Genomic DNA, 23515 nt, shown 5'->3' with positions numbered 1-23515 from the left:
CCCCGGGTCACAACTTCAGGTCGAGCAACCCATCGCCCAGATCCGTGTCAGACAAGGTCTGCTGGATCAATGCGCGATGAGCCTGCTCGCTCCACAATTCGAATTTGTCGCCCATGCCGAGCAACACCGCCTTCTTTTCAATGCCAACAGCGCCGCGGTGGCTTGCCGGAATACTGATGCGGCCGTTGCCATCCAGCTCCAGATGCGCGGCCGAACCGACCAGCTTCTGTTGCAGCAGGCGCACGACGCGCTGTGTGTTGGGCTTGGCCATGACGTCGTCGCGGACCCGCTCCCACTCCTGTTCGGCGTACAGCCAGAGGCAGCCGGACTCGAAGGGGTTGTAGGTCAGGACCAGGCGGTTGTTGCTCACACGCGCGACGAGGTCGCGATGCGCGGTGGGAACCGCCATGCGTCCTTTATCGTCAACCGTGATGGCCGTCTCGCCTTGAAACACGACGCGTGCACCTTTTCCTTCGCCCGGTGAAACATTGAACCACGAAAAACCACAAAAAACCCGGTTTCTCCTCTGTTGCCCACCTTAGCAGTGACGATTGGGTTGTCAACAGTTTTGCGAAGGGGAAATCACCTTGGACATCAAGGGCTTGCAGCAATGTTTAGAGACTTGTTCAAGGCTTATCCACAAGTTGCTGTTTCGTCTCATTTTTTGAGATTGGGCCGAAGTTCAGGGGTGTGGAGAGCGCGTGAAACACCGCCGCGCATTCATCGGCCCCCACGCCGCATCCGGCCCGTTCGTGCGCGCAAACCCGGCACAATGCGCGGCATGTGTCTGCTCGCCCTGGCCTGGAAGGTCCACCCCCGCTGGCAGTTGCTGATGGCTGGCAACCGCGATGAATTCCATGCGCGCCCGACCGCCGGGCTGGCCGCGTGGCCAGCCCCCGACCTCGGCGTGCTGGCCGGGCGCGACCTGCGCTCCGGCGGCACCTGGGCCGGCGTGGGCCTGGACGGGCGGATGGCGGTGGTGACCAACGTGCGCGACCCGCTGGCCCGGCAGACCGGCCCGTCGCGCGGCGCATTGGTGGCGGACTACCTGCGCGGCACCGGTTCCGCGGCCGCGTTTGCCGACACTCTGGCCGGCAACGCGCCGGCCTTTGCCCCGTTCAACCTGCTGCTGGCCAATCGGGACAGCTGCCAGTTCCTGGGCAACCACCCGCTGCTGCGCCAGGCATTGGCCCCGGGTATCCACGGCATGTCCAACGGTCCGCTGGATGCGCCGTGGCCGAAGACCCTGGCCTTGAATGCCGCCCTGCAGGGCTGGGCAGACGCCGGTCGCGAGGATCTCGCGCCACTGTGGGCAGCATTGGCCAACGAGGACCGCGCCGACGATGCCCGCCTGCCCGACACCGGCATTGGCCTGGAACGCGAGCGCTGGCTGTCGGCCGCCTTCATCCGCAGCCCGGAGTACGGCACCCGGGCCAGCACCGTGATCGCGCTGGACGCGCAGGGCCAGGGCTTCATCCGCGAACGTCGCTTCGACCCGTCGGGCGCGTGCATCGGCGAAACCGCGCTCACGGTCGGCACGCCCGGGCCACTGCCCAGCCCCGCTGCCGGGTGAATGAAGCGGCGCGGGGCGCGGATCGATCCGGCCCGCTCGCCACTCTTGTCTGGTACCGGCGCCGTTGGCGCGCTCCAGCCGAGACCCTTGATGAATCGACGACTCACCCTGTTCCTTGCCACCCACGTACTGACCCTGGCCGCCGGCTTCGGCAGCGGCGTGTACCTGCTGCCGATCCTCACTGCACCCGACGGACCCAGCGCCGCCAGCGTTGCCGAAGCCATGGCCAACAGCACCCATGAAGCCCGTTTCCGCCGCGACCTCAAGGGCAGCGACGCGGTGCACTGGGCCGACGGCAAAGTGAGCGTGAGCCACGACCAGATCGCCTTCGACGGCCGCATGGGCCCTGGCCCGGATTACAAGGTGTACCTCTCGCGGGAGTACGTCGACACCCGCGGGGATTTTCTGCGGATCAAGAAGGACGCCACCCTGATCGGTGACGTAAAGACCTTCAACCGCTTCCTGCTGGACGTGCCCGACCACGTGGACATCGACGACTACACCACCGTGGTGGTGTGGTGCGAAGCCTTCAGCCAGTTCATCTCAGCCGCCCAATACCGGATGGGGCCACAATCCTGACGAACGGGGAGCCCCCTTTAGTAAAGGGGGCGCGCCGACAGGCGCGGGGAATTGGGGATATGCCCCGGGGACCCGACATCTGCGCCGCAGATGTTGGGCGCTTTTTCCGCCGTCGGCGGAAAAAGCGGCAGAGCCGGCCGATAAGCCGGGTTTTGTCGTGGACAGTCATTCTTCTAGGCGCCACGTCACCGTGGCGCTCAAGCAACCTACCCGGTCCCGACGCGGGCCGCGCCATGAGGACCCTATTTGGTCTTGCTCCAGGTGGGGTTTGCCGTGCCGGTCTGTTGCCAGACTCGCGGTGCGCTCTTACCGCACCATTTCACCCTTACCGGCTCCCCGAAGGGAACGTAGGCGGTATCTTTCTGTTGCACTTTCCGTCGGCTCGCGCCGCCCAGGCGTTACCTGGCACCTTGCCCTGCGGAGCCCGGACTTTCCTCGGCATTCCCGAAGGAATGACGCGACTGCCTGGCCGACTCTGCCAACCGTAGGTTAACACCTTATTGGTCCGGCTCCGGAATTTTGAGCCGCGCGTTGCGCGGTTGCCAGGCAGGGCCTGGCACTACGAACCGTTACGGGCACCGGTGGGATCGGGATACGTCGTTATGAGCCGTAGAGGGCTTTTCGCGGGGCGCCGGTGAGTTCGGCGGCCAGTTTGGCTGCCGTCGACGGCGGAAGGTGTTCGCTGAGTTTGGCGTACAGGCGGCGACCCTGGGCCAGCTGGGCTTCTTCGTCGTTGGCCGCGCCCTGCACCATCACCACGAATTCGCCCTTGCGCTGGTTGTCGTCGGCTTCGACCTGCTGCAGCAGACTGGCCAGGTCGCCGTCGAGCACGGTCTCGAACAGCTTGGTCAGTTCGCGCGCCAGCACCGCGGGTCGCGTCGCGCCGAATGCGGCAACCATGTCCGCGAGTGACTCCGCGATGCGGTGTGAGGATTCGTAGAACACCAGCGTGCGGGTTTCCCCTGCCAGCGCCTGCAGGCGTTCGCGGCGGCCGGAACCCTTTGCCGGCAGGAAGCCTTCGAAGGTGAAGCGGTCGCTGGGCAGGCCGGCCACGCTGAGCGCGGCAATGGCCGCGCAGGCCCCGGGCACCGGGCTGACCCGGATGCCGGCCTCGCGCGCGGCACGGACCAGCCGGTAGCCGGGATCGCTCACCAGCGGCGTGCCCGCGTCACTGACCAGCGCCAGCGATTCGCCCGCCTGCAGCCGCGCCACGATGCGCTGGGCCAGCACTTCCTCGTTGTGGTCGTGCAGCGCCACCAGCGGCTGCTGGATGCCGAAGTGGGCCAGCAGCTGGCCGCTGCGGCGGGTGTCCTCGGCGCAGATCGCGGCCACCGAACGCAGCACCTCCTGCGCCCGCGGCGTCAGGTCGGACAGGTTGCCGATCGGGGTGGCAACGACATACAGCGTAGGGACAGCACTCATCGCAACGGCACTCACAGGTCAAGGGTAGAATCCTAACGTGTACGAGCCACCCTCGAATGGACCTGATCATGAACAAGCCCGCCGCACGGATCTCCGCCCTGTCGTTGTCGCTGCTGCTGCTTGCCGGCTGCGCCACGACCAGCCTGACCAGCGCCCCGGAATCGCCGGCGCAGAGCCAGGCACTGGCGCTGATCGACCAGGGCAAGCCGCGTGATGCCGCCGTACAGCTGGAAGCACTGGCCAACACCCTGCGCGGCAACGCCCGCAGCGCCGCGCTGGCCGATGCGGCCTTCGCCTGGCACGAGGCCGGCGACAACGCCCGCGCGCGCAGCCTGCTGGCCCAGGTCACCGCGCGCCAGCTCAGCGGCGCCAGCCTGCAGCGCTTCCACCTGACCAGCGCCGAGCTGGCCCTGGCCGACAAGCAGCCGGAACAGGCGCTGGCGTTCCTGAAGGAATCCTCCGACACCGTGGCGCCGCCGCTGCGCACGCGCTGGCAGCTGGCCCGCGCCGATGCACTGCAGGCCACCGGCGATGCGATCGGCGCGGCCACCGAACGCGCCCGCGCGCACGCCGCGCTGACCGGCCAGGCCCGCACCGACAACCAGCAGGCCATCGCCGGGCTGCTCGGCACGCTGGACGATGCCACCCTGCGCGCTCGCGCCGCCGCGCTGCCGGCCAACGAGCCGCTGTACAACTTCGCCGGCCGCGCCCTGATCGCGCGTGGCCTGCCGCTGCCGCGCCCGTTCGACCGCGATGGCGTGGCCCAGTTCGACACCAGCAAGCGCCCGCCGGCGATGAGCGATGGTTACCGCCCGCCGATGAAGATGGCCGTGCTGCTGCCGCTCAGCGGCCGCCTGGCCACCGCCGCGCAGCCGGTGCGCGACGGCCTGCTCAGCGGCTACTACGGTGAAAGCCGGCAGCGCCCGGACATCCAGTTCATCGATACCGCCGGCACCCCGGCCGGCGCCGTGGCCGCCTATGACAAGGCCGTCGTTGCCGGCGTGGACTTCATCGTCGGGCCGCTGGGCCGCGACGAGGTGGACGCCGTGTTCGGCCGCACCGAACTGCCGGTGCCGGTGCTGGCGCTGAACCGTGGCAAGAGCAGCCCGCCGGCCGGCAGCGCCGGTTTCTCGCTGGCGCCGGAAGACGACGGCATCATCGCCGCCGAATACCTGCGCAGCCGCGAACGCAGCAAGGTGCTGGTGCTCCACAGCAATGACGACAACGGCCGCCGTACCGCCGCCGCCTTCCGCGAGCGTTTCACCCAGCGCGGCGGCCAGGTACTGGCGACCGTGGGCGTGGGCGAGACCGTGGGCGATATCGGCGCGCAGGTGCGTGCCGCTGGCGCGGTGGACGGCGTGCTGCTGGCGGTGAAGGCACCGCAGGCGCGCGCACTGGCCCCGCAGCTGGCGCTGGCCGGCGCGGGCGGCGCCAGCCGCGTGGGCACCTCGCAGCTGACCCTGGGCACCGGCAAGCCGGAAGAAGACATGGCGCTGGACGGCATCGTCTACCCGAACGAAGCCTGGAACGTGCGCGGCGTGGCCGGCCTGCCCTCGGCCGCGACTGCCGGGCAGATCCTGCCGACTGCGCGCGGTGCGGCCGGTCGCCTGTTCGCGTTCGGTTTCGACGCCTGGAAGATCAGCGCCTACCTGGACAAGGTGGCCACCGAAGGCGGCCTGGCCGGTGCCACCGGCACCCTGTTCCTGGACAGCAACGGCAACGTGCTGCGGGTGCCGGCGTGGTCGACCTTCAGCGGTGGCCGGCCGATGCCGGTGAGCAACAACTGAGGCCATGCCCAGCCAGCGGGCACAGCGCGGGGCGGCGGTGGAAACCGCCGCGCTGGCGCACCTGCGGCGTGCCGGGCTGGCCCCGATCGCCCGCAATGTCCGCTACAAGGGCGGTGAGCTGGACCTGGTGATGCGCGACGGCGACATCACCGTATTCGTGGAAGTGCGCTATCGCGCCACTGCCGATTTTGGCGGTGGCGCGGCCTCGGTGGACCTGCGCAAGCGGCGCAAACTGGTATTGGCCGCACAGCTGTTCCTGCAGTCGCATCCGGCGCTGGCGCAGGGGGCCTGCCGTTTCGACGTGATCGATGCCAGTGGCGACCCGCCGCGCCTGGACTGGTTGCGGGATGCGTTCCGGCTGGAAGACTGTGGTTTCGATCGATGACTTTGAGGGCCGCCCGATGGGCCGCGCTACCGGATGGCTGTAATGACGACGACTCTGCCTGCTGAATTTGCCACCACCCTGCAGGCACTGCTCGGTGACGATGGCTGGCGCACCGATGCCACCACGTTGGCCGCACATGCGCAGGACAACTCCTGGCGGCATGCGCTGCCCAATGGCGTGGCGTTGCCGCACGACCGCGAACAGGTGCTGCAGATCGTGCGCGCCTGCCGCGCCCATGGCGTGCCGGTGGTGGCGCGCGGCGCCGGCACCGGCACCACGGGCGCGGCGGTGCCGGTCAACGGCAGCATCGTGCTGTCGTTCGCGCGCATGAACCGCATCCTCGACATCCAACCGGGCAACCGCTGCGCGGTGGTGGAACCGGGCGTGCTCAACGGCGACCTGCAGCATGCGCTGGTCGAGCACGGACTGTTCTGGGCACCGGACCCGTCCAGCGCCGACATCTGCAGCATCGGTGGCAACCTGGCCTGCAATGCGGGCGGCCCGCGCGCGGTGAAGTACGGCACCAGCCGCGACAACGTGCTCGGGCTGGTCGCGGTGACCGGCGCGGGCGAGCTGATCCAGTGCGGCGGTGCCTATACCAAGGACGCCACCGGTTACGACCTGACCCACCTGCTGGTGGGCAGCGAAGGCACCCTGGCCCTGATCGTGGAAGCCACGCTGAAGCTGACTCCGTTGCCGGTCACGCAGGCCGGGCTGCGGGTGCTGTACCGCGATGCGAATGCGGCCGCGTCGGCGGTGTCGCGCCTGATGGCGCAGCCGGTGGTGCCCACCCGCCTGGAATTCATGGATGCACGCAGCCTGGAGCTGCTGCGCCGCAATGGCGCCGACGTGCCCGAGGCCGGTGCGATGCTGCTGGTCGAAGCCGATGGCGACCACGACACCCTGCCCTATCTGCTGCAGGCCCTCGCCACGGCTGCCGAAGGCGACGGCATGCTGGCGCTGGACGTGGCGATGGAAGGCAGCGCGCGCGAGAAGCTGTGGGCCGCGCGCAAGGCGCTGTCGCCTGCGCTGCGCAGCATCGCGCCGGGCAAGATCAACGAAGACGTGGTGGTTCCGGTGTCGCGGATTCCCGACCTGGTGGCCGGTGTGCAGGCGTTGGCACGGCAGTACGCGCTGACCATTGTCACCTTCGGCCATGCCGGCAACGGCAACCTGCACGTGAACATCCTGTACCACCCGGACGATGCGGACGAGAACGCGCGTGCGCAGGCAGCGCTGCCGAAGATCTTCGAACTGACCCTGGCACTGGGCGGCACGCTGTCGGGCGAGCATGGGATCGGCCTGGCCAAGCGCGACTTCATGGCGCAGGCATTTTCACCGGCCACGCTGGCGGCGATGCGGGCGATCAAATCGGCACTGGATCCGGATGGCATCCTCAATCCGGGCAAGGTGTTGCCGCCTACAGTTCGGTGAAGTGCTCGTAGCCGCGCGGGCCGGTGGCGTCGCCGCCGGTGCTGACGCCGTGGCCTGGCACGATCTCGCCGATGCGGGTAAGCGGCAGTGCAAGCCGCGTGGCCAGGGCGTCGATGGCAGTGCGCTGGGCCGGCGCTGCGGTGAAACAGAGTTCGTAATCGTCGCCACCACGCAGCGCTGCCTCATGGGCATGCGACTGACCGACGCGGGCGCGTGCGGCCGGTGATACCGGCAGGCGTTCGGGGTCGAGCTCGGCACCGACGCCACTGCGTTCGCAGATGTGGCCCAGGTCGGCCAGCAGGCCATCGGAAATGTCGACCGCCGCATGCGCCACGCCCGCCAGCGCGCAGCCGAGCGCCACGCGCGGCGTGGGGCGGGCTAGGCGCTGGCGCAGGAAGTCGACCTGCGCATCGTCGGACGTGCGGCGCACGTCGAGGGTGCCGCCCTGCCAGGCGCGCAGGGCCACGGCGGCATCGCCGAGCGTGCCACTGACCCAGACATCGTCACCCACCCGTGCGCCATCGCGGCGCAGTGCGGTGCCGGGCGCCACCTGCCCCATCGCCGTCACCGACAAGGACAGCGGTCCGCGCGTGGTGTCGCCCCCGATCAGCACGATGTCGTGGGCGTCGGCCAGCGCGAAGAAGCCGTCGGCAAACGCGTCCACCCATTCCGCATCCGCGTCGGGCAGCGACAGCGCCAGCACACACCAGGCCGGCCGCGCGCCCATCGAGGCGAGGTCGGACAGGTTGACCGCCAGGGTCTTCCAGCCGATGTCGTAGGGCGGGGTTTCAGCCGGGAAGTGCACGCCGCTGTTGAGCGTATCGGCGGTGACCACCAACTGCTCGCCGGCACGCGGCTGCAGCAGCGCGGCATCGTCGCCGATGCCGAGCACCACATCGGCACGCGCGCGGGTGCGCGTGCGGATGCGTTCGATCAGGGAGAATTCGGCGAGGGACATATGCGTTCCCCGACCCGGCTCAGTGCCCGCTTTCGACCTTGCGCCACTCCACCGCAGCGCGATCGAGCACGCCGTTGACGTAGGTGTGGCCGTGTTCGGAACCAAACTTCTTGGTCGATTCGATGGCTTCGTTGATCACCACGCGGTACGGCACGTCCATGCGGTAGCGCAGCTCGAACGCGGCCACGCGCAGCGCGGCGCGTTCGATGGCGTCCACTTCGTCGATGCTGCGGTCCACGAACGGCAGCAGCGCTTCATCCAGGTCCTTCTTGTAGTCGAGCACGCCGTGCACCAGTGCTTCGAAGTACGCCAGGTCGGCGATTTCGCGCGCCTGCTCGTGCGCGAACTGGGCGACCACCGACTGTGCGTTGCCGCCGGAGATCTGCCAGGCGTAGATCGCCTGCAGGGCACGACGGCGCGCGCGCGAGCGCAGCACCGGGTCGATGCCATCGCGGCGGACCGGCTTGCCGGAGGGCTTGCCCGGGTTTGACTTGTTCACGGCAACTGCTCCAGAAGATTGACCATTTCCAACGCCGTCAGTGCGGCTTCCTCACCCTTGTTGCCGTGGCTGCCACCGGCGCGCGCCTCGGCATCCTCGGCGCGTTCGACCGCCAGCACGCCATTGAGCACCGGCACGCCGAAGTCCAGCTGCACGCGCATCAGGCCTTCGGCGCAGCGGTCGGCTACGTGTTCGTAGTGGCGGGTGTCGCCACGGATCACACAGCCCAGGGCGATGATCGCGGCATGTTCATGCGCCGCCGCCAGGCGCGCGGCGACCAGCGGCAGTTCCCACGCGCCGGGCACCCGGATCACGTCGATGGCTGCTTCCTGGATCCCGTTGCCGGCCAGGCTCTGGCGCGCGCCGGCCACCAGCACGTCGGTGATGCGGGCATTCCAGCGGCTGGCGAGGATGGCGAAACGGGCCTGTTCCGGTGTCCGGAGATCGCCTTCGTAGTGGCTCATGATCGGCAGGTCATTCAATAAAGAGGGACATTCTACCGTACCGCCGGGCATCGCCCGGAGGTACGACGGTTGGGGTCAGGTCACGGCGTGACAGTCTCGACGACTTCCAGGCCGTAGCCGGCCAGGCCGATCTGGCGGCGCGGGGTGCCCAGCACGCGCAGCTGGCCCAGGCCCAGGTCGGACAGGATCTGGGCGCCGGCACCGTTGCGGCGCCACTGGCTCACGTCCTTGTCCTTGCCCGGGGTGACCGGCTGCGGCTGCTGGCGCAGGCGGGCCAGCAGGCTGTTGCTGTCGCGCGGGGCCGACAGCACCACCATCACGCCGCGCTCGGCCGCCGCGATGGCGCGCAGGGCGTCGGTGGAGGCCACGCCAAAATCGTCGCGGCGCCAGTGCAGCAGGTCGGCCAGCGGGTTCTCCACCTGCACCCGGACCAGGGTCGGCTGGGTGTCGGGGGTGCCGCGGACCAGGGCGAAATGCAGGTCGTGGGCGATCCGGTCGCGGTAGGTCACCAGCTTGAACGGGCCGAACTCGGTGTCGATCTCACGCTCATCGACCCGTTCGACGGTCTTCTCGGTGGCCAGGCGGTAGGCGATCAGGTCGGCGATGGAGCCGATCTTCAGGCCGTGCTCGCGCGCGAACACCTCCAGCTCCGGGCGGCGCGCCATGCTGCCGTCGGGGTTGAGGATCTCCACCAGCACCCCGGCCGGCTCCAGCCCGGCCAGCATGGCCAGGTCCACGCCCGCTTCGGTATGGCCGGCGCGGGTCAGCACGCCGCCCGGCTGGGCGATCAGCGGGAAGATGTGGCCCGGCTGGTGCAGGTCGGCCGGCCTGGCATCGGGCTTCACCGCCGTGCGGATGGTATGCGCGCGGTCGTAGGCCGAAATGCCGGTGGTGACACCTTCGGCGGCTTCGATGCTGACGGTGAAATTGGTCTGGAACTGGGCGGTATTGGCCTGCACCATCGGCGCCAGGCCGAGGTCGGCGGCACGCTCGCGGGTCAGCGGCAGGCACACCAGGCCGCGGCCGTGGGTGACCATGAAGTTGATGTCCGACGGCTTGACCAGCTCGGCGGCCATGATCAGGTCGCCTTCGTTCTCGCGGTCTTCGTCATCGACGATGACCACCATGCGGCCCAGGCGGATGTCCTCGAGGATCTCGGGGATGGGAGCGAAATTCATGCGCGGATGTCCTGTACCTGGGGGGCCACCAGCCGTTCGACGTAACGGGCGACCAGATCGATTTCGAGATTGACCGCACTGCCCACGCCGGTGGCGGCAAAAGCGGTGTTGGCCACGGTGTGCGGGATCAGCGCGACCTCGAAGCCGGCATCATCCACCTCGTTGACGGTCAGGCTGACCCCGTCCACGCAGATCGAGCCCTTCTTGGCGACATAGCGCAGCAGGCCGGCCGGCGCGGCAAAGCGCCAGCGCTGGGCGCGCGCGTCCTCATGGATGGACAGCACCTGGCCCAGGCCGTCCACGTGGCCGCTGACCAGGTGGCCGCCGAGGCGGTCGGTCGGGCGCATGGCGCGCTCCAGGTTGATCACCGCACCCGGCGCCAGCTGGCCCAGCGTGGTCAGGCCCAGGGTCTCGGTCGAGGCATCGGCCTGGAACGAGGTGCCGTCAAAGGCGATGACGGTCAGGCACACGCCGTTGATGGCGATGCTCTCGCCCAGCTGCACGAGCTCGAACGGCAGGCTGCCGACATGGAAGGTGAAGCGGACATCGCCGCCGAGGGGATCGCGTGCGGCCACATGGCCGACGCCTTCGATGATTCCAGTAAACACTAACGTTCTCCGCGAAAAGTGAGCGAAAAACGCCGCAAGGCAAACAGGCGGGCGCAGGGCCATGCAGGCCCTGTAGCACCGTCTTCTTTCATCCGGACTATACCGTCGGCTCCGGCATCGGACCGGATCTGCTGACCTTCCGGCGGGGCCGGAAGCGCTCGCGGGCTCGTGCTTGCGCACCTACCGCCGGTGGGGAATCGCACCCCGCCCTGAAGACGTTTGTATACCGGCGAACCGGCGCGGCCATTGTAACAGCGCTGGCTGAGCGCTCGCTTTCTGTAAACAATTTGTTAAGATGCGCCGCGCGGCGATGACCGCCGCCCTGCCGCCCACGACGGGCTGGCTGAAATGGACCTCAATCTCCAAGGAATTCCGATGCGCAAGATGCTCGTCCTGGCCGCCGCCCTGCTGGCCGCCGCTCCGATGGCCGCCTCTGCTGCCGATGCCATGAGCTACAGCTACGTTGAAGGTGGCTGGACCCAGCTGCAGGTCAGCACCCCCGGCAGCAACCCCAAGCTGGACGGCGGCTTCATCCGCGGTTCGTTCGCGATCGCCGAGCAGGTGTATGTGTTCGGCGGCTACAGCACTGTTTCCGAGACCTACCACCTGGAAGACAGCATCGGCGAGTACCGCATCAAGAACACCATCGACCAGCCGGAGGCCGGCATCGGCTACCACATGCCGTTCACCGACCGCCTGGACTTCACCGCGGACATCGCGTGGATGCGCATCAACAACGAAGTCAAGTTCGAAGATGGCGAGTTCAGCGAAACCGAGAAGGTGCACACCAATGCGGGGCGCGGTTCGCTGGGCCTGCGTGGCAAGCCCTCGCGCGCGACCGAAGCCTGGCTGAAGGCCGGCTACATCGACGGCAGCGACATGGACGGCGAGTGGATCGGCACCCTCGGCGGCCAGGTCAGCTTCAACCGCAACTGGGGCCTGATCGGCGAAGTCCAGTACTTCGACGACATCACCCAGTACTCGGTCGGCGTGCGCGCCAGCTTCTAAGTTACTGATCGGGCAGCGCTAACCCGCGCCATGATCGACGGGCCCCGCAAGGGGCCCGTTTTTTATTGCCTATCGATTCGCGCGAGTCGATTGATTCTACGTTCGGCAGCGCAACCGGGATGTGACCTGCGCCCGGAAAGACGGGCCGGGCCCTGCGTATCGTTCACATGAAACCATACGCAGATAACGTACACTCATGCATGCAGTGTTTGTGGAACTGGCTGGATTCGCCCGTAACCGGGCAGCGCACCTGGATGACGCGGGCTTTCGTGAGCTGCAGCAGTGGCTGATGCGCGAACCGGAGCGCGGCGATCTGATCGTGGGCACGGGTGGGCTGCGAAAGGTTCGGCTTGCTGATGAAGGTCGCCAGCGTGGGAAGCGCGGGGGCCTGCGGCTGATCTACTACTGGTGGCCCGATGGTGCGCAGTTCTGGTTGTTCACGGTGTATGGCAAAGGCATCCAGGACGACCTGGATCCGGCACAACGGCAGCTTCTTTCAAGGCTGCTGGATGAGGAGCGGAAGGCGAGGAGCCCAAGATGAAACGAGACATTTTCGCAGAGCTGGTCGAGGGGATGGAGGAACTCGCCCACGCGCGGGGGGGCAAGGTCACCCTGCGCACACATGCGGTAAAACTGGCTGCGCTGCCCCCGCTGGCTGCAGACGAGCTCATCGCCATTCGCGAGAAGCTCAACATGTCGAGATCGATCTTCGCGATGTACCTGCGGACCAACGCACGCACCCTTGAGAACTGGGAGCAAGGGCGTGCGCGGCCCAATGCGCAGGCGGCGACGCTGATCCGGCTTGTCCAGGCTTATCCGCAGACCGTGCAGCATCTCGCAGCCCTGGGTGCGGCGGCAGCGTAACTCTGCACCGAGACTTAGCGGCGCCGCAGCAGCAAGCGCAGGTCGTCGCCTACCTGACGCTGGTCAACCAGCCGCAGCCGACGCTGCTGTTCCATGCAGTGGATGCCCAGCCCGCCCAGCAGCGGCCGGCCGTGCTCGCCGAGCAGGGTCGGCGCCTGGTAGAGCAGCAGTTCGTCCACCCAGTCGCAGGCCAGTAGCGCGCCGCATAGGGTGGCGCCTGCTTCCGTGTGCACTTCGTTGATGCCGCGATCCGCCAGCAGGGTCAAGACTGCTCCCAGATCGAGCCGGCCATTCTGGCTCGGCACGCTCGCAAACTCGGCATCGGCCGCATCGGGCGGGCTCACGGCGGCATCGTGCAGGTACAGGGTCGGCGCCCCACCCTCGCGCACCCGCGCGCATTCGAGCGAACGAAGGCGCGTATCGAGCACCACCCGCAGCGGCGGAATGACCTCGGTATCGGCCAGCCGCACGGTCAACTGCGGGTCATCGGCCAGCACGGTGTCGGCGCCGGTCAGGATCGCACCGGCACGCGCGCGCCAGCGCTGCACATCGTTGCGGGCCGCTTCACCGGTGATCCACTTGGAACTGCCATCGGCCATCGCGGTACGCCCGTCCAGGCTGGCCGCCAGCTTGACCCGCAGCCACGGTCGCGCGCGTTCAACCCGCGACAGGAAGCCGTGGTTGAGCTCTCGCGCCTGCGCCGCCATCAGCCCTTCGGCCACCTCGATTCCCGCCTCGCGCAGCAGCACGAAGCCGCCGCCATCGACCTTGGGGAACGGGTCGCGCATGGCCGCCACCACCCGGGCGACCCCGGCCCCGATCAGGGCAAGCGCACACGGCGGGGTGCGACCGTGATGCGCGCAGGGTTCCAGGGTGACGTAGGCGGTGGCGCCGCGCGCCTCCTCGCCGGCCTGGCGCAGCGCGAACACTTCGGCGTGTGGCCCACCGGTGCGCTGGTGCCAGCCCTCGCCGACCACCCGGTCGCCGTGCGCGATCACGCACCCCACCATCGGGTTGGGCCGGGCGGTGAACAGGCCGCGTTCGGCCAGGCGCAGCGCGCGGGCCATGTGCAGGTGGTCGAGGGTAGTGAAGGTGGTCATTACCTGATGGTAATGCAGCGGAACAGCGGGGCTGAGCCCCGCTCTACCCCTTTTTCTTTTTGGTCAGGGCGATCACATCGCCCAGCAGCTGCAGCTGTTCGGTACTGGAGGGCAGCTCGCGCTCGAGCTTCTCGATTTCCTCGCGGAAATCGGCCACGTCCTCGAAGCTGCGGTACACCGACGCAAACCGCACGTAGGCCACATGATCGAGCTTGCGCAGTTCGTTCATCACGAACTCGCCGACCTTGATCGAGGGGATTTCGCGCTCGCCACACATGCGCAGCTGCTGCATCACCGCGCGTACCGCCAACTCGATCTTGTCTTCGGGCACCGGGCGCTTCTGCAGCGCGCGGTCGAAGCCGACCCGCAGCTTGCGCGCGTCGAAGGCTTCGCGGCTGCCATCGCTCTTGACGATCGCCGGCAGCTTCAATTCGATGGTTTCCAAGGTGCTGAAGCGCTCGCTGCACGCCTCGCACTCACGCCGACGGCGGATCGTCGCACCGTCTTCGGAGACGCGCGAGTCGATCACCCGGGTATCGGCATGCTGGCAGAACGGACAGTACATGGAACGCCTTGCATCGGAAAAACGTCATGCCGTGGTCACGGCAGCGTCGCAACGGTACCTGAGAAGGCCCGTGCGTACAAATAGGGACGTGCGTCAATACTCGCCGGCAGCAGCCGGGAACGCCTTCAACCACGCAAGATGCGCGCTGCAGACCAGCAGCGGCGGACCGACCATCAGGTAGCCCAGCGCCCGCCACGAGCTGCCGGAAAGCGAGTTGTAGGCGACCAGCCCGACCACGCCCAGCGCGGCCACCACGCCCAGCCCCAGCCCCACCCACGGCAGCAGGCCGGTAGTGCGCAGGGCGGCACGCCCCCTGCGCAGGTAGACCACGCTAAGCCAGGCCCAGCCCAGCAGGCCACACAGTCCGGCCAACGCCCAGCCCAGCAGGAACAGGCCTTCGCGGTTGTTCATGTAGCCATGCCGGTCGAAGAACACATACACCGCCAGCCCGGCCACGCCGCCACCGGCGACCAGCGCAGGCACCCCCAGCAGCAGCACCTGCGCGATGTACAGGCGCCGCTGCAGGGTTTCATCCATCAGCCGTAGACCGGGTACTTGCGGCACTGCGCGCTGACCGCATCACGCACGCGGGCGATCACTGCCTCGTCGGCCGGGGCGTCGAGCACGTCGGCGATCCAGCCGGCCAGTTCCACGCAGTCCGCTTCCTGGTAACCGCGGGTGGTCACGGCCGGCGTGCCCAGGCGCAGGCCCGAGGTCACGAACGGCGAGCGCGGGTCGTTGGGCACCGAGTTCTTGTTGACGGTGATGTGGGCCTTGCCCAGCGCGGCTTCCGCGTCCTTGCCGGAGACGTCCTTGCCGATCATGTCGACCAGCATCAGGTGGTTCTCGGTGCCGCCGGAGACGATCTTGTAGCCGCGCGCGATCAGCGTGGTGGCCATCGCCTGGGCGTTCTTCACGACCTGCTGCTGGTAGGCCTTGAAGCCCGGCTCCAGCGCTTCCTTGAAGGCCACGGCCTTGGCCGCGATGACGTGCATCAGCGGGCCGCCCTGGATGCCCGGGAACACGATCGACTGCAGCTTCTTCTCGATCTCTTCGCCGGCGCCCTTGGCAATGATGATGCCGCCACGCGGGCCGCGCAGGGTCTTGTGGGTGGTGGAGGTGACCACGTGCGCGTGCGGCAGCGGGCTGGGGTAGACGCCGGCGGCGACCAGACCGGCGACGTGGGCCATGTCCACGAACAGGTAGGCGCCCACCTTGTCGGCGATGGCGCGGAAGCGCGCCCAGTCCACCACCTGCGAATAGGCCGAGAAGCCAGCCACGACCATCTTCGGCTTGTGTTCCAGGGCCAGGCGCTCGACTTCGTCATAGTCGATCAGGCCCTGCTCGTTCACCCCGTACTGCACGGCGTGGAACAGCTTGCCCGAGGCGTTGACCTTGGCGCCGTGGGTCAGGTGGCCGCCGTGGGCCAGGCTCATGCCCAGGATGGTGTCGCCCGGCTGCAGCAGCGCGAAGTACACCGCCTGGTTGGCCTGCGAGCCGCTGTGCGGCTGCACGTTGGCGTAATCGGCGTCGAACAGCTGCTTGAGGCGGTCGATCGCCAGCTGCTCGGCGATATCCACGTATTCGCAGCCACCGTAGTAGCGCTTGCCCGGGTAGCCTTCGGCGTACTTGTTGGTCAGCTGGCTGCCCTGGGCTTCCATCACCGCCGGGCTGGTGTAGTTCTCGCTGGCGATCAGCTCGACATGGTCTTCCTGGCGCTGGGTTTCGGCGGCGATGGCCTTGGCCAGTTCGGGATCGTAGGTTTCGATGCGGACGTCACGCGGGAACATCGCTTACTCCAGGCAGAAGGGGGGAACAGCGGGCCCCTGATTGTAAGCGGCCCCGGGGGGCCACGCGAAAAAAAAGCGCGCCCTGGGGCGCGCTTTCGTTCTGGGGCCAGGGCCCCGGCTTACCGGTTGTTGATCACGTAGTCGGCGATGATGCCGGTGGCGATGGCGACCAGCAGCAGGTTGCCGCGGTCGTCGCGGATCCAGTGGTGGTCACGCGGCGGGCGGCGCACCGAGTAGCGGCCGTAGTCGTTGACCACGTACACCGGGCCCCGGTAGTACTCGTTGTAGCGGTGCCCACGCGCCCAGCCATAGCCCCGGCCGGGGGCCGGGCGGTAGACCACGCGCGGCGGCGGTGCCGGGCGGTAGTAGCCGCGGTTGTCGTAGTAGCGGCGGTCGTGGTGGGCTTCGCGACGGTCATCGCGCCAATCGCGGCGGTCGTCGTGGCGGTCGTGGCGACGGTCATGACGATCGTCGTGATGGCGGTCGTGGCCGCGGCCGCGATGGTCGTCGGCGAACGCCGGGGCGATGCTGCCCAGGGCGAGCAGCGAGGCAACGGTCCCGACCACAATTCGATTCATGCGCATGACTGGCCTCGCTTGGTGGAGTGATGGCTCCATCATGCTGACGCCATCTGAATGGTTTCCGGCTGGAAACGGTTTCCAATTCAAGCGCTTTGACGACCCATTCAGGCAGCGGCAAGCCCCGCCCCACGGGCCGGCCGGCGGTGGTCATCGCTTCCGGCTATAATTGGCGCCATCCCTTTTCATCTGTGCTTGTTCCTGACGGAACGGGCGCAGGGTTGCGCCTTCGGAGAGCTCATGTCCTCGCAATACATCTACACCATGAACAAAGTCAGCAAGGTGGTCCCGCCCAAGCGGCAGATCATCAAGGACATCTCGCTGTCGTTCTTCCCGGGTGCCAAGATCGGCCTGCTGGGCCTGAACGGCGCCGGCAAGTCCACGGTGCTGAAGATCATGGCCGGCGTGGACACCGACTTCGAGGGCGAAGCCCGCCCGCAGGCCGGCATCAAGGTCGGCTACCTGGCCCAGGAACCGGAGCTGGACCCGACCAAGACCGTGCGCGAAGCGGTCGAGGAAGGCGTGGGCGAAGTGCTGCAGGCCCAGGCCGCGCTGGACGCGGTGTACCTGGCGTATGCCGAGGAAGGCGCCGATTTCGACAAGCTGGCCAAGGAACAGGAGCGCCTGGAGGCGATCCTGGCCGCCGGTGACTCGCACACCCTGGAAAACCAGCTGGACGTGGCCGCCGATGCGCTGCGCCTGCCGCCGTGGGATGCCATCGTGGGCAAGCTGTCCGGTGGTGAAAAGCGCCGCGTGGCGCTGTGCCGCCTGCTGCTGCAGAAGCCGGACATGCTGCTGCTCGACGAACCGACCAACCACCTTGACGCCGAGTCGGTGGAATGGCTGGAACAGTTCCTGGCGCGCTACACCGGCACCGTGGTGGCCGTCACCCATGACCGCTACTTCCTGGACAACGCCGCCGAGTGGATCCTGGAACTGGACCGCGGCCGCGGCATTCCGTGGAAGGGCAACTACACCGACTGGCTGATGCAGAAGGACGAGCGCCTGAAGCAGGAAGACAACCAGGAAAAGTCGCGCCAGAAGGCAATCCAGAAGGAACTGGAGTGGTCGCGCCAGAACGCCAAGGGCGGCCGCACCAAGGGCAAGGCCCGTCTGGCCCGCCTGGAAGAGCTGCAGTCGGTCGATTACCAGAAGCGCAACGAAACCAATGAAATCTTCATCCCGCCGGGCGAGCGCCTGGGCAATTCGGTGATGGAGTTCAAGAACGTGTCCAAGAAGTTCGGCGACCGCCTGCTGTTCGACGAACTGAGCTTCCTGGTCCCGGCCGGCGCGATCGTGGGCATCATCGGTCCCAACGGTGCGGGTAAGTCGACCCTGTTCAAGATGATCACGGGCCAGGAGAAGCCGGATTCCGGCGAAATCGTGGTCGGCCCGACCGTCAAGCTGTCCTACGTGGACCAGAGCCGCGACGCGCTGGAAGGCAACCACAACGTCTTCCAGGAAATCGCGGGCGGCCTGGACATCCTCAACATCAACGGCATCGAGATCCAGTCGCGCGCCTACATCGGCCGCTTCAACTTCAAGGGCCAGGACCAGCAGAAGCTGGTGGGTTCGCTGTCTGGTGGTGAGCGTGGCCGCCTGCACATGGCCAAGACCCTGCTGCAGGGTGGCAACGTGCTGCTGCTCGACGAACCGTCGAACGACCTGGACATCGAAACCCTGCGTGCGCTGGAAGATGCGCTGCTGGAGTTCCCGGGCAACACGTTCGTGATTTCGCATGACCGCTGGTTCCTGGATCGCATCGCGACCCACATCCTGGCGTTCGAAGGCGATTCGCACGTGGAGTTCTTCCAGGGCAACTACCGCGAATACGAAGAAGACAAGCGCCGCCGCATGGGCGACGACGCCGCCCCGAAGCGCCTGCGCTTCAAGGCGCTGAAGTAAGAAGGAAAAACGGCCGCGCTCGCGCGGCCGTTTTGCATTCTGGTAGGCCACGACCGTTGGTCGTGGCGCAAGGTCAACGGCAGCGTTTCCATTGCTGCGTGCAGGGAGGCCGTCGGGCAGCCCCTTACGGGACACGCCGTAAACCCATCCTTGGGGGCTTGGCAAAAACATCCATGTTTTTGACAGTCCCTACAGGGGCTGCCCGCCGGCCTCCCTCGACAGATCGCGTGTGCGGTTGGAAAAGGCAGCCACGCAGGGCGTGGCTCTACGCAGCACCGCATGGAAATGATCGAAACTGCGTTTGATCTTCCATGGCCCCCGACCCTGATCGGGAGGGCCGGCGGGTGCGGGGGTACGGGGGCTTTGCGAAACGGCGCCCCCCGTACCCCCGCACCCGTCGGCCCTCAGCAAGTGATGCACCAGACGAAGGCTCTTGCTTTCGCCAAGACAAACCAACACCCATGGACCCCCACCATGAAACTGTTTGAAAACCTGTTCCAGCTCAAACAGCACGGCACCACCGTGCGTACCGAACTGCTGGCCGGGCTGACCACGTTCCTGACGATGTCCTACATCGTCTTCGTCAATCCCGACATCCTGTCCACCACCGGCATGGACCCCGGGGCCGTGTTCGTGGCCACCTGCCTGGCCGCCGCGCTGGGCTCGCTGGTGATGGCGTTCGCCGCCAACTTCCCGGTGGGCATGGCCCCGGGCATGGGCTTGAATGCGTTCTTCGCCTTCACCGTCGTCGGTGCCGCCGGCCTGCCGTGGCAACAGGCGTTGGCCGCGGTGTTCATCTCCGGACTGGTGTTCCTGGCGCTGTCGCTTACCGGCGTGCGCGCGTGGCTGGTGGCCGGTATCCCCGCCTCGCTGCGCGCCTCCATCGTCGCCGGCATTGGCCTGTTCCTGGCCATCATCGCCCTGCAGAAGTCCGGCGTGATCATCGCCAACCCCGACACCCTGGTCGCGCTCGGGCCGCTCAACACCGCCCCGCCGCTGCTGGCCCTGGCCGGCTTCCTGCTGATCGCCATCCTCGAAGCACGCCGCGTGCGCGGTGCCATCCTGATCGGCATCCTTGCCGTCACCGGCGCCGCCTGGCTGCTGGGTGCCGTGCAGTACCAGGGCGTGATCTCGCTGCCGCCCAGCCTGGCCCCCACCTTCCTGCAGCTGGACCTGCCCGGCCTGCTGCACCACGACGGCGGCGCGCCCATTGCCGTGCTGCTGCAGGTGGTGCTGGTGTTCGTTCTGGTTGAAGTGTTCGATGCCACCGGCACCCTGTACGGCGTGGTCGGCCGTGCCGGCCTGCTCAAGCTGCCCGGCGCGCAGAAGCGCTTCGGGCGCGCCCTGCTGGCCGACAGCACCGCCATCGTCGCCGGCTCACTGCTCGGTACCAGCAGCACCACCGCCTTTGCCGAAAGCGCCTCCGGCGTGCAGGCCGGCGGCCGTACCGGGCTCACCGCGCTGGTGGTGGCCGCATTGTTCCTGGCCGCCCTGCTGTTCTCGCCGCTGGCCGGCATGGTGCCCGGCTATGCCACCGCACCGGCGCTGCTGTTCGTGGCCGGGTTGATGCTGCGTGAGCTGGTGGATGTGGACTGGAACGACCTCACCGAATCGGTGCCCGCCGCGCTGTGCGCGCTGGCGATGCCGTTCACCTATTCCATCGCGAATGGGTTGGCGTTCGGATTCATTGCCTATGCGGTGCTGAAAGCCGGTACCGGGCGCTGGCGCGAAGTGCATCCCGCCGTGTGGTTGGTTGCAGCGCTGTTTGTGGCCCGGTACGCGTTGGAATAACGCGGCTATTCCGGCGGGAGTTCGAATACCTGGCGCAGGTAGGCCAGGTAGCCCGGGTCGTCGCACATGCTCTTGCCCGGCGAATCGCTGAGCTTGGCCACCGGCTGGCCGTTGCAGCGGACCATCTTGATCACGATGTTGAGCGGGGTCGGGCCCAGGTCGTTGGTGAGGTGGGTGCCCACCCCGAACGCGACCTGGCAGCGGCCGCGGAAGTAATCGAACAGGCGCATCACCTTTTCGATGTTGAGCCCGTCGCTGAACACCAGCACCTTGCTGCGCGGGTCCACCCGGCGTTCCTTGAAGTGCGCCAGCATGCGGTCGCCCCAGCTGAAGGGGTCGCCCGAATCGTGGCGCACGCCATCGAACAGCTTGCAGAAATACATGTCGAAATCGCGCAGGAACGCATCCAGCCCGACCACGTCGGACAGTGCGATGCCCAGGTCGCCGCGATACTCGCGCGCCCACGACTCCAGTGCCGCCACCTGTGAATCGCGCAGCCGCGGGCCCAGCGCCTGGAACGCCTGCAGGTACTCGTGCGCCATCGTGCCGTGCGGGGTCATGCCGTACAGCCGCGCGAAATGCACGTTGCTGGTGCCCACGAACTGGTCGCCCAGCGCATCGCGCATCATCGGCAGCATGCGGGCGTGCCAGTCGCGCGAGTAGCGGCGGCGGCTGCCGTAGTCGGCGATGCGGCACAGTTCGAAGCCCGGCGTATCGCGCAGCAGCGCGGTCTTGGCCTGCAGGCGGCGCTCGCCTTCGGCGAAATCCGGGGTGCTGGTGTTGCGGAACCAGACCTCGTTGATGATCGCCAGCAGCGGCACTTCGAACAGGATCGTGTGCAGCCACGGCCCGGTGATGTCCAGCTCGATCTCGCCCGGCACGGCCTGCGACGGGCGCAGGTCGATGTACTTGCGGTCCAGGTGGAACAGGCCGAGGAAGTCGGCGAAATCCGGCTTCACGAAGCGCAGCCCGCGCATGTAATCCAGCTCTTCGGCGCTGAAGCGCAGCTGGCACAGGTGGTCGATTTCTTCGTTGATCTGGTCGATGAAGCTGGCCAGGTCGATGCCCGGCGTGCGGCACTTGAACCGGTACTGGACCTGCGCGCCGGGGTGCTGGTGCAGCACCGCCTGCATCATGGTGAATTTGTACAGGTCGGTGTCGAGCAGGGACTGGATGATCATGCGTTGGATTATGCGCCTGCCAGCATGTACCGACCAACGGTCGGTACCTACCGCATCGGGCCTCGCATCAGCGCCACCCGGGATCATGCCCACGTCCCGGTAGGTACCGACCGTTGGTCGGTACGCGCCTCAGCGGCCGCGGAGCAACCTCGGCACCTGGGCCGCCGCATGCGCCCAGATCGCGCCCCATACCGCCGCCTGCACCAGCAGGTTGCGCCGCGGTGCCTCGAAGCGGCGGAAGTAGCGCCACAGGCCACGGTGCTTGTGCCATTCCACGAAGAACGGCCGGGAACGGCTGGACACGCCGCGCACATGCACCACCTGCAGGTCGTTGGCGATGGCCACCACCGCTCCGGCCTCCCGTGCGCGACGGCACAGGTCCAGGTCTTCGGCATGCAGGCGGTAGCCGGCATCCCAGCCGCCGATGCGGTCGAACAGCGCACGCGGCATCAGCAGCAGCGCCCCGGACAGCGCCGGAACCCTTTGCAGCACCTGCGACGGATCGGCCGGAAGGGCCAGCTTCGCGCCCTGCCCCGGGTGGCGCAGCATCGCGCCGAAATCGGGATCACGGCGGCGCACCGCCGCATCGGGCTGGCCCTGCTCGTCCACCTGCTCCACGCCCAGCACGCAGTCGCCCAGGGCCTGGCCGCGCGCACGCAGCTGGGCCAGGGTGTCGGCGGCGACCATCAGGTCAGGGTTGATGAAGGCCAGCCACGGCGCCTGGCTGTCGGCCACGCCCTGGTTGTTTGCGGCGGCAAAGCCGGGATTGTCAGGGTTGGCGATGAAGTGCAGCCGCGGATCCGCGCTGGCGTGGCGCTGCATGATCTCCAGCGTGCCGTCATCGGAATTGTTGTCGACCACGCGGATCTCGGCGACCTCGTCGGCCGCGCGCAACCGCGTCAGGCATTGGTCCAGGGTGCTGGCGCTCTGGTAGCTGACGATGATGACGGCAATGCAGGGATTCAAACAGGCGGCTCCGGAGCGGGTACGGCGGGCGATCCGAACAGATCGCCCTGCGACCGGGGCATTATCGCCTGCTGGTGCAGGCGCTGCAGGTCCTGGCGCACCTGCAGCAGCGGATCGCCCATCAGGAAACCGGCCAGCCGCGGCTGCCAGGTCGGCCAGCGCGTGCCCAGCGCTTCCAGGTCGCCGTCGTGCGCCTGCGCCTCACCGTCGCGCGCGACATAGGCATTGGCGCACAGCGCGTTGCGCCAGCCAAGGCCGGCCATGCGCAGGCTCAGGTCGATCAACGCCGCGTTCCAGGAACCGTAGCTGTGCATGTCCAGGCCGCCGGCCTTGCGCCGCGCGTTGGCCCGCAGCAGCACCGCGTGGGTCACCGCCGAGGGCAGTTCGGGGTCCAGGGTCGGCAGGGCCGCACAGGCCTGCGCCATGGCGCCCAGATCGTCCGGCACCGGGTTGATCTCGCCCAGCCGTGGCCAGGCGGCGGTTTCACCGGCATTGCACCACGGCGTGGCCGAACCGATCGAGGCATCCCGCGCAAAGCAGGCATCCAGCTGCTGCAGCCAGCCCGGCGCCGGCACCGCATCGGGCGCCAGCACCACCACGTCGCCGCCTTCGCAGGCGCGCAGCATTTCATCCAGGTGCGCCACTTCGCCAATGGCGCGGGCACGGCGGGTGTATTCGGCGCGCAGCGGCGTGTTCGCCAGCCAGTGTTCGATCACCGCCTGCGCACGCGGCCCGGCCTGGCCGTCGTCGGCCAGCCACACCGGGGTCTGCGCCGGCGTGCCCGCATCCAGCGCGGCCAGGCAGCGGTCCAGCGCGCTGTCATCGACCCCGATCGGCAGCAACACGATCGTTCCCATCCGTCCCCCTGTGTGCGGCGTCG

General features: G+C 67.8%; 25 protein-coding genes, 1 other RNA gene and 1 riboswitch. Of the genes, 10 read left to right on the top strand and 16 right to left on the bottom strand.

Going from position 1 to position 23515, the window contains the following annotated elements:
• Window positions 1–7: 7 nt before the first annotated feature.
• Entirely contained in the window at window positions 8–454 is a 447-nt protein-coding gene (gene mraZ, locus NMB40_RS01030) for a division/cell wall cluster transcriptional repressor MraZ (RefSeq protein ID WP_070207774.1), read from the bottom strand.
• 327 nt (window positions 455–781) lie between these two features.
• Between mraZ and NMB40_RS01025 the strand changes: the two genes are divergently transcribed.
• Both NMB40_RS01025 and NMB40_RS01020 read left to right on the top strand, forming a co-directional pair.
• Window positions 782–1573: an NRDE family protein gene (locus NMB40_RS01025; RefSeq protein WP_494359880.1), complete on the top strand. Its 792-nt coding sequence runs from the start codon at window positions 782–784 to the stop codon at window positions 1571–1573.
• A 90-nt stretch (window positions 1574–1663) separates the two neighbouring features.
• Window positions 1664–2152, top strand: coding sequence for a DM13 domain-containing protein (locus tag NMB40_RS01020; RefSeq protein WP_494359879.1), 489 nt, complete (start codon window positions 1664–1666; stop codon window positions 2150–2152).
• A gap of 125 nt (window positions 2153–2277) precedes the next feature.
• Here NMB40_RS01020 and rnpB read toward each other — a convergent pair.
• Window positions 2278–2629, bottom strand: an RNA gene (gene rnpB, locus NMB40_RS01015) — RNase P RNA component class A.
• Window positions 2630–2752: 123 nt separating this feature from the next.
• Window positions 2753–3574, bottom strand: coding sequence for a 16S rRNA (cytidine(1402)-2'-O)-methyltransferase (gene rsmI, locus NMB40_RS01010; RefSeq protein WP_282245874.1), 822 nt, complete (start codon window positions 3572–3574; stop codon window positions 2753–2755).
• Between the two features lie 68 nt (window positions 3575–3642).
• Here rsmI and NMB40_RS01005 point away from each other — a divergent pair, with 68 nt between their 5' ends.
• From NMB40_RS01005 to NMB40_RS00995, 3 genes are read left to right on the top strand one after another with little or no spacing between them, the layout of a single operon-like run.
• Window positions 3643–5361: a penicillin-binding protein activator gene (locus NMB40_RS01005; RefSeq protein WP_494359878.1), complete on the top strand. Its 1719-nt coding sequence runs from the start codon at window positions 3643–3645 to the stop codon at window positions 5359–5361.
• 4 nt (window positions 5362–5365) lie between these two features.
• Window positions 5366–5746 (top strand): YraN family protein, encoded by a 381-nt coding sequence (locus tag NMB40_RS01000; RefSeq protein WP_494359877.1) that lies wholly within the window; start codon window positions 5366–5368, stop codon window positions 5744–5746.
• A 42-nt stretch (window positions 5747–5788) separates the two neighbouring features.
• Window positions 5789–7180, top strand: coding sequence for an FAD-binding oxidoreductase (locus NMB40_RS00995; protein ID WP_494359876.1), 1392 nt, complete (start codon window positions 5789–5791; stop codon window positions 7178–7180).
• On the opposite strand, the gene thiL is transcribed toward NMB40_RS00995, so the two are convergent.
• The 5 genes from thiL to NMB40_RS00970 all read right to left on the bottom strand — a co-directional run bounded on the left by thiL (window position 7167) and on the right by NMB40_RS00970 (window position 10887).
• On the bottom strand, window positions 7167–8138 hold the full coding sequence (thiL, locus tag NMB40_RS00990; RefSeq protein ID WP_494359875.1) for a thiamine-phosphate kinase: 972 nt from the start codon (window positions 8136–8138) through the stop codon (window positions 7167–7169). The two genes, NMB40_RS00995 and thiL, sit on opposite strands and share 14 nt — an antisense overlap.
• A gap of 19 nt (window positions 8139–8157) precedes the next feature.
• Window positions 8158–8637: a transcription antitermination factor NusB gene (nusB, locus tag NMB40_RS00985; RefSeq protein ID WP_494359874.1), complete on the bottom strand. Its 480-nt coding sequence runs from the start codon at window positions 8635–8637 to the stop codon at window positions 8158–8160.
• Window positions 8634–9101, bottom strand: a complete 468-nt coding sequence (ribH, locus tag NMB40_RS00980) for a 6,7-dimethyl-8-ribityllumazine synthase (RefSeq protein ID WP_068854542.1) — start codon at window positions 9099–9101, stop codon at window positions 8634–8636. The genes nusB and ribH overlap by 4 nt, the downstream gene beginning before the upstream one ends.
• Before the next feature lie 80 nt (window positions 9102–9181).
• On the bottom strand, window positions 9182–10279 hold the full coding sequence (gene ribB, locus NMB40_RS00975; protein WP_494359873.1) for a 3,4-dihydroxy-2-butanone-4-phosphate synthase: 1098 nt from the start codon (window positions 10277–10279) through the stop codon (window positions 9182–9184).
• A complete protein-coding gene (locus tag NMB40_RS00970; RefSeq protein WP_282248011.1) occupies window positions 10276–10887 on the bottom strand; it encodes a riboflavin synthase in 612 nt (203 codons plus the stop codon). The genes ribB and NMB40_RS00970 overlap by 4 nt, the downstream gene beginning before the upstream one ends.
• A gap of 76 nt (window positions 10888–10963) precedes the next feature.
• A riboswitch (FMN riboswitch) is annotated at window positions 10964–11108 on the bottom strand.
• 154 nt (window positions 11109–11262) lie between these two features.
• On the opposite strand from NMB40_RS00970, the gene NMB40_RS00965 reads away from it, so the two are divergent.
• From NMB40_RS00965 to NMB40_RS00955, 3 genes are all read left to right on the top strand, one after another.
• Complete coding sequence (locus tag NMB40_RS00965) at window positions 11263–11895, top strand: outer membrane beta-barrel protein (protein WP_494359872.1); 633 nt, start codon at window positions 11263–11265, stop codon at window positions 11893–11895.
• Between the two features lie 196 nt (window positions 11896–12091).
• The gene (locus tag NMB40_RS00960) at window positions 12092–12436 is read left to right on the top strand and encodes a hypothetical protein (RefSeq protein ID WP_494359871.1); all 345 of its coding nucleotides are present in this window, start codon (window positions 12092–12094) and stop codon (window positions 12434–12436) included.
• Window positions 12433–12759 (top strand): helix-turn-helix domain-containing protein, encoded by a 327-nt coding sequence (locus NMB40_RS00955; protein ID WP_282248013.1) that lies wholly within the window; start codon window positions 12433–12435, stop codon window positions 12757–12759. The genes NMB40_RS00960 and NMB40_RS00955 overlap by 4 nt, the downstream gene beginning before the upstream one ends.
• Before the next feature lie 14 nt (window positions 12760–12773).
• Here NMB40_RS00955 and ribD read toward each other — a convergent pair whose 3' ends face one another.
• The 5 genes from ribD to NMB40_RS00930 all read right to left on the bottom strand — a co-directional run bounded on the left by ribD (window position 12774) and on the right by NMB40_RS00930 (window position 16798).
• On the bottom strand, window positions 12774–13859 hold the full coding sequence (gene ribD, locus NMB40_RS00950) for a bifunctional diaminohydroxyphosphoribosylaminopyrimidine deaminase/5-amino-6-(5-phosphoribosylamino)uracil reductase RibD (RefSeq protein WP_494359870.1): 1086 nt from the start codon (window positions 13857–13859) through the stop codon (window positions 12774–12776).
• Between the two features lie 43 nt (window positions 13860–13902).
• Window positions 13903–14424: a transcriptional regulator NrdR gene (nrdR, locus tag NMB40_RS00945; RefSeq protein ID WP_421569193.1), complete on the bottom strand. Its 522-nt coding sequence runs from the start codon at window positions 14422–14424 to the stop codon at window positions 13903–13905.
• Between the two features lie 93 nt (window positions 14425–14517).
• The gene (locus tag NMB40_RS00940; protein ID WP_494359869.1) at window positions 14518–14961 is read right to left on the bottom strand and encodes a hypothetical protein; all 444 of its coding nucleotides are present in this window, start codon (window positions 14959–14961) and stop codon (window positions 14518–14520) included.
• The gene (gene glyA, locus NMB40_RS00935; protein ID WP_494359868.1) at window positions 14961–16214 is read right to left on the bottom strand and encodes a serine hydroxymethyltransferase; all 1254 of its coding nucleotides are present in this window, start codon (window positions 16212–16214) and stop codon (window positions 14961–14963) included. Before glyA ends, NMB40_RS00940 begins: the two co-directional genes overlap by 1 nt.
• 119 nt (window positions 16215–16333) lie before the next feature.
• Window positions 16334–16798 (bottom strand): RcnB family protein, encoded by a 465-nt coding sequence (locus NMB40_RS00930; protein WP_494359867.1) that lies wholly within the window; start codon window positions 16796–16798, stop codon window positions 16334–16336.
• A 234-nt stretch (window positions 16799–17032) separates the two neighbouring features.
• On the opposite strand from NMB40_RS00930, the gene ettA reads away from it, so the two are divergent.
• Together ettA and NMB40_RS00920 are read left to right on the top strand one after the other, a co-directional pair.
• Complete coding sequence (gene ettA / locus NMB40_RS00925) at window positions 17033–18697, top strand: energy-dependent translational throttle protein EttA (RefSeq protein WP_068849183.1); 1665 nt, start codon at window positions 17033–17035, stop codon at window positions 18695–18697.
• A 474-nt stretch (window positions 18698–19171) separates the two neighbouring features.
• Window positions 19172–20488 carry an NCS2 family permease gene (locus NMB40_RS00920; RefSeq protein WP_494359866.1) on the top strand — a complete coding sequence of 439 codons (1317 nt, stop codon included), beginning with the start codon at window positions 19172–19174 and terminating at the stop codon, window positions 20486–20488.
• Window positions 20489–20493: 5 nt separating this feature from the next.
• Here NMB40_RS00920 and pncB read toward each other — a convergent pair whose 3' ends face one another.
• The 3 genes from pncB to NMB40_RS00905 form a co-directional block, all read right to left on the bottom strand.
• Complete coding sequence (pncB, locus tag NMB40_RS00915) at window positions 20494–21669, bottom strand: nicotinate phosphoribosyltransferase (RefSeq protein WP_494359865.1); 1176 nt, start codon at window positions 21667–21669, stop codon at window positions 20494–20496.
• A 129-nt stretch (window positions 21670–21798) separates the two neighbouring features.
• Window positions 21799–22635, bottom strand: a complete 837-nt coding sequence (locus tag NMB40_RS00910) for a glycosyltransferase family 2 protein (RefSeq protein WP_494359864.1) — start codon at window positions 22633–22635, stop codon at window positions 21799–21801.
• A complete protein-coding gene (locus NMB40_RS00905; RefSeq protein WP_494359863.1) occupies window positions 22632–23492 on the bottom strand; it encodes a glycosyltransferase family 2 protein in 861 nt (286 codons plus the stop codon). Before NMB40_RS00905 ends, NMB40_RS00910 begins: the two co-directional genes overlap by 4 nt.
• Window positions 23493–23515 lie beyond the last annotated feature (23 nt).

The sequence above is a fragment of the Stenotrophomonas sp. FBCC-B152 genome, from assembly GCF_059134105.1.
The sequence above is the reverse complement of the archived record's forward strand: the minus strand, read 5'-3'. Positions and strand labels throughout refer to the sequence as shown.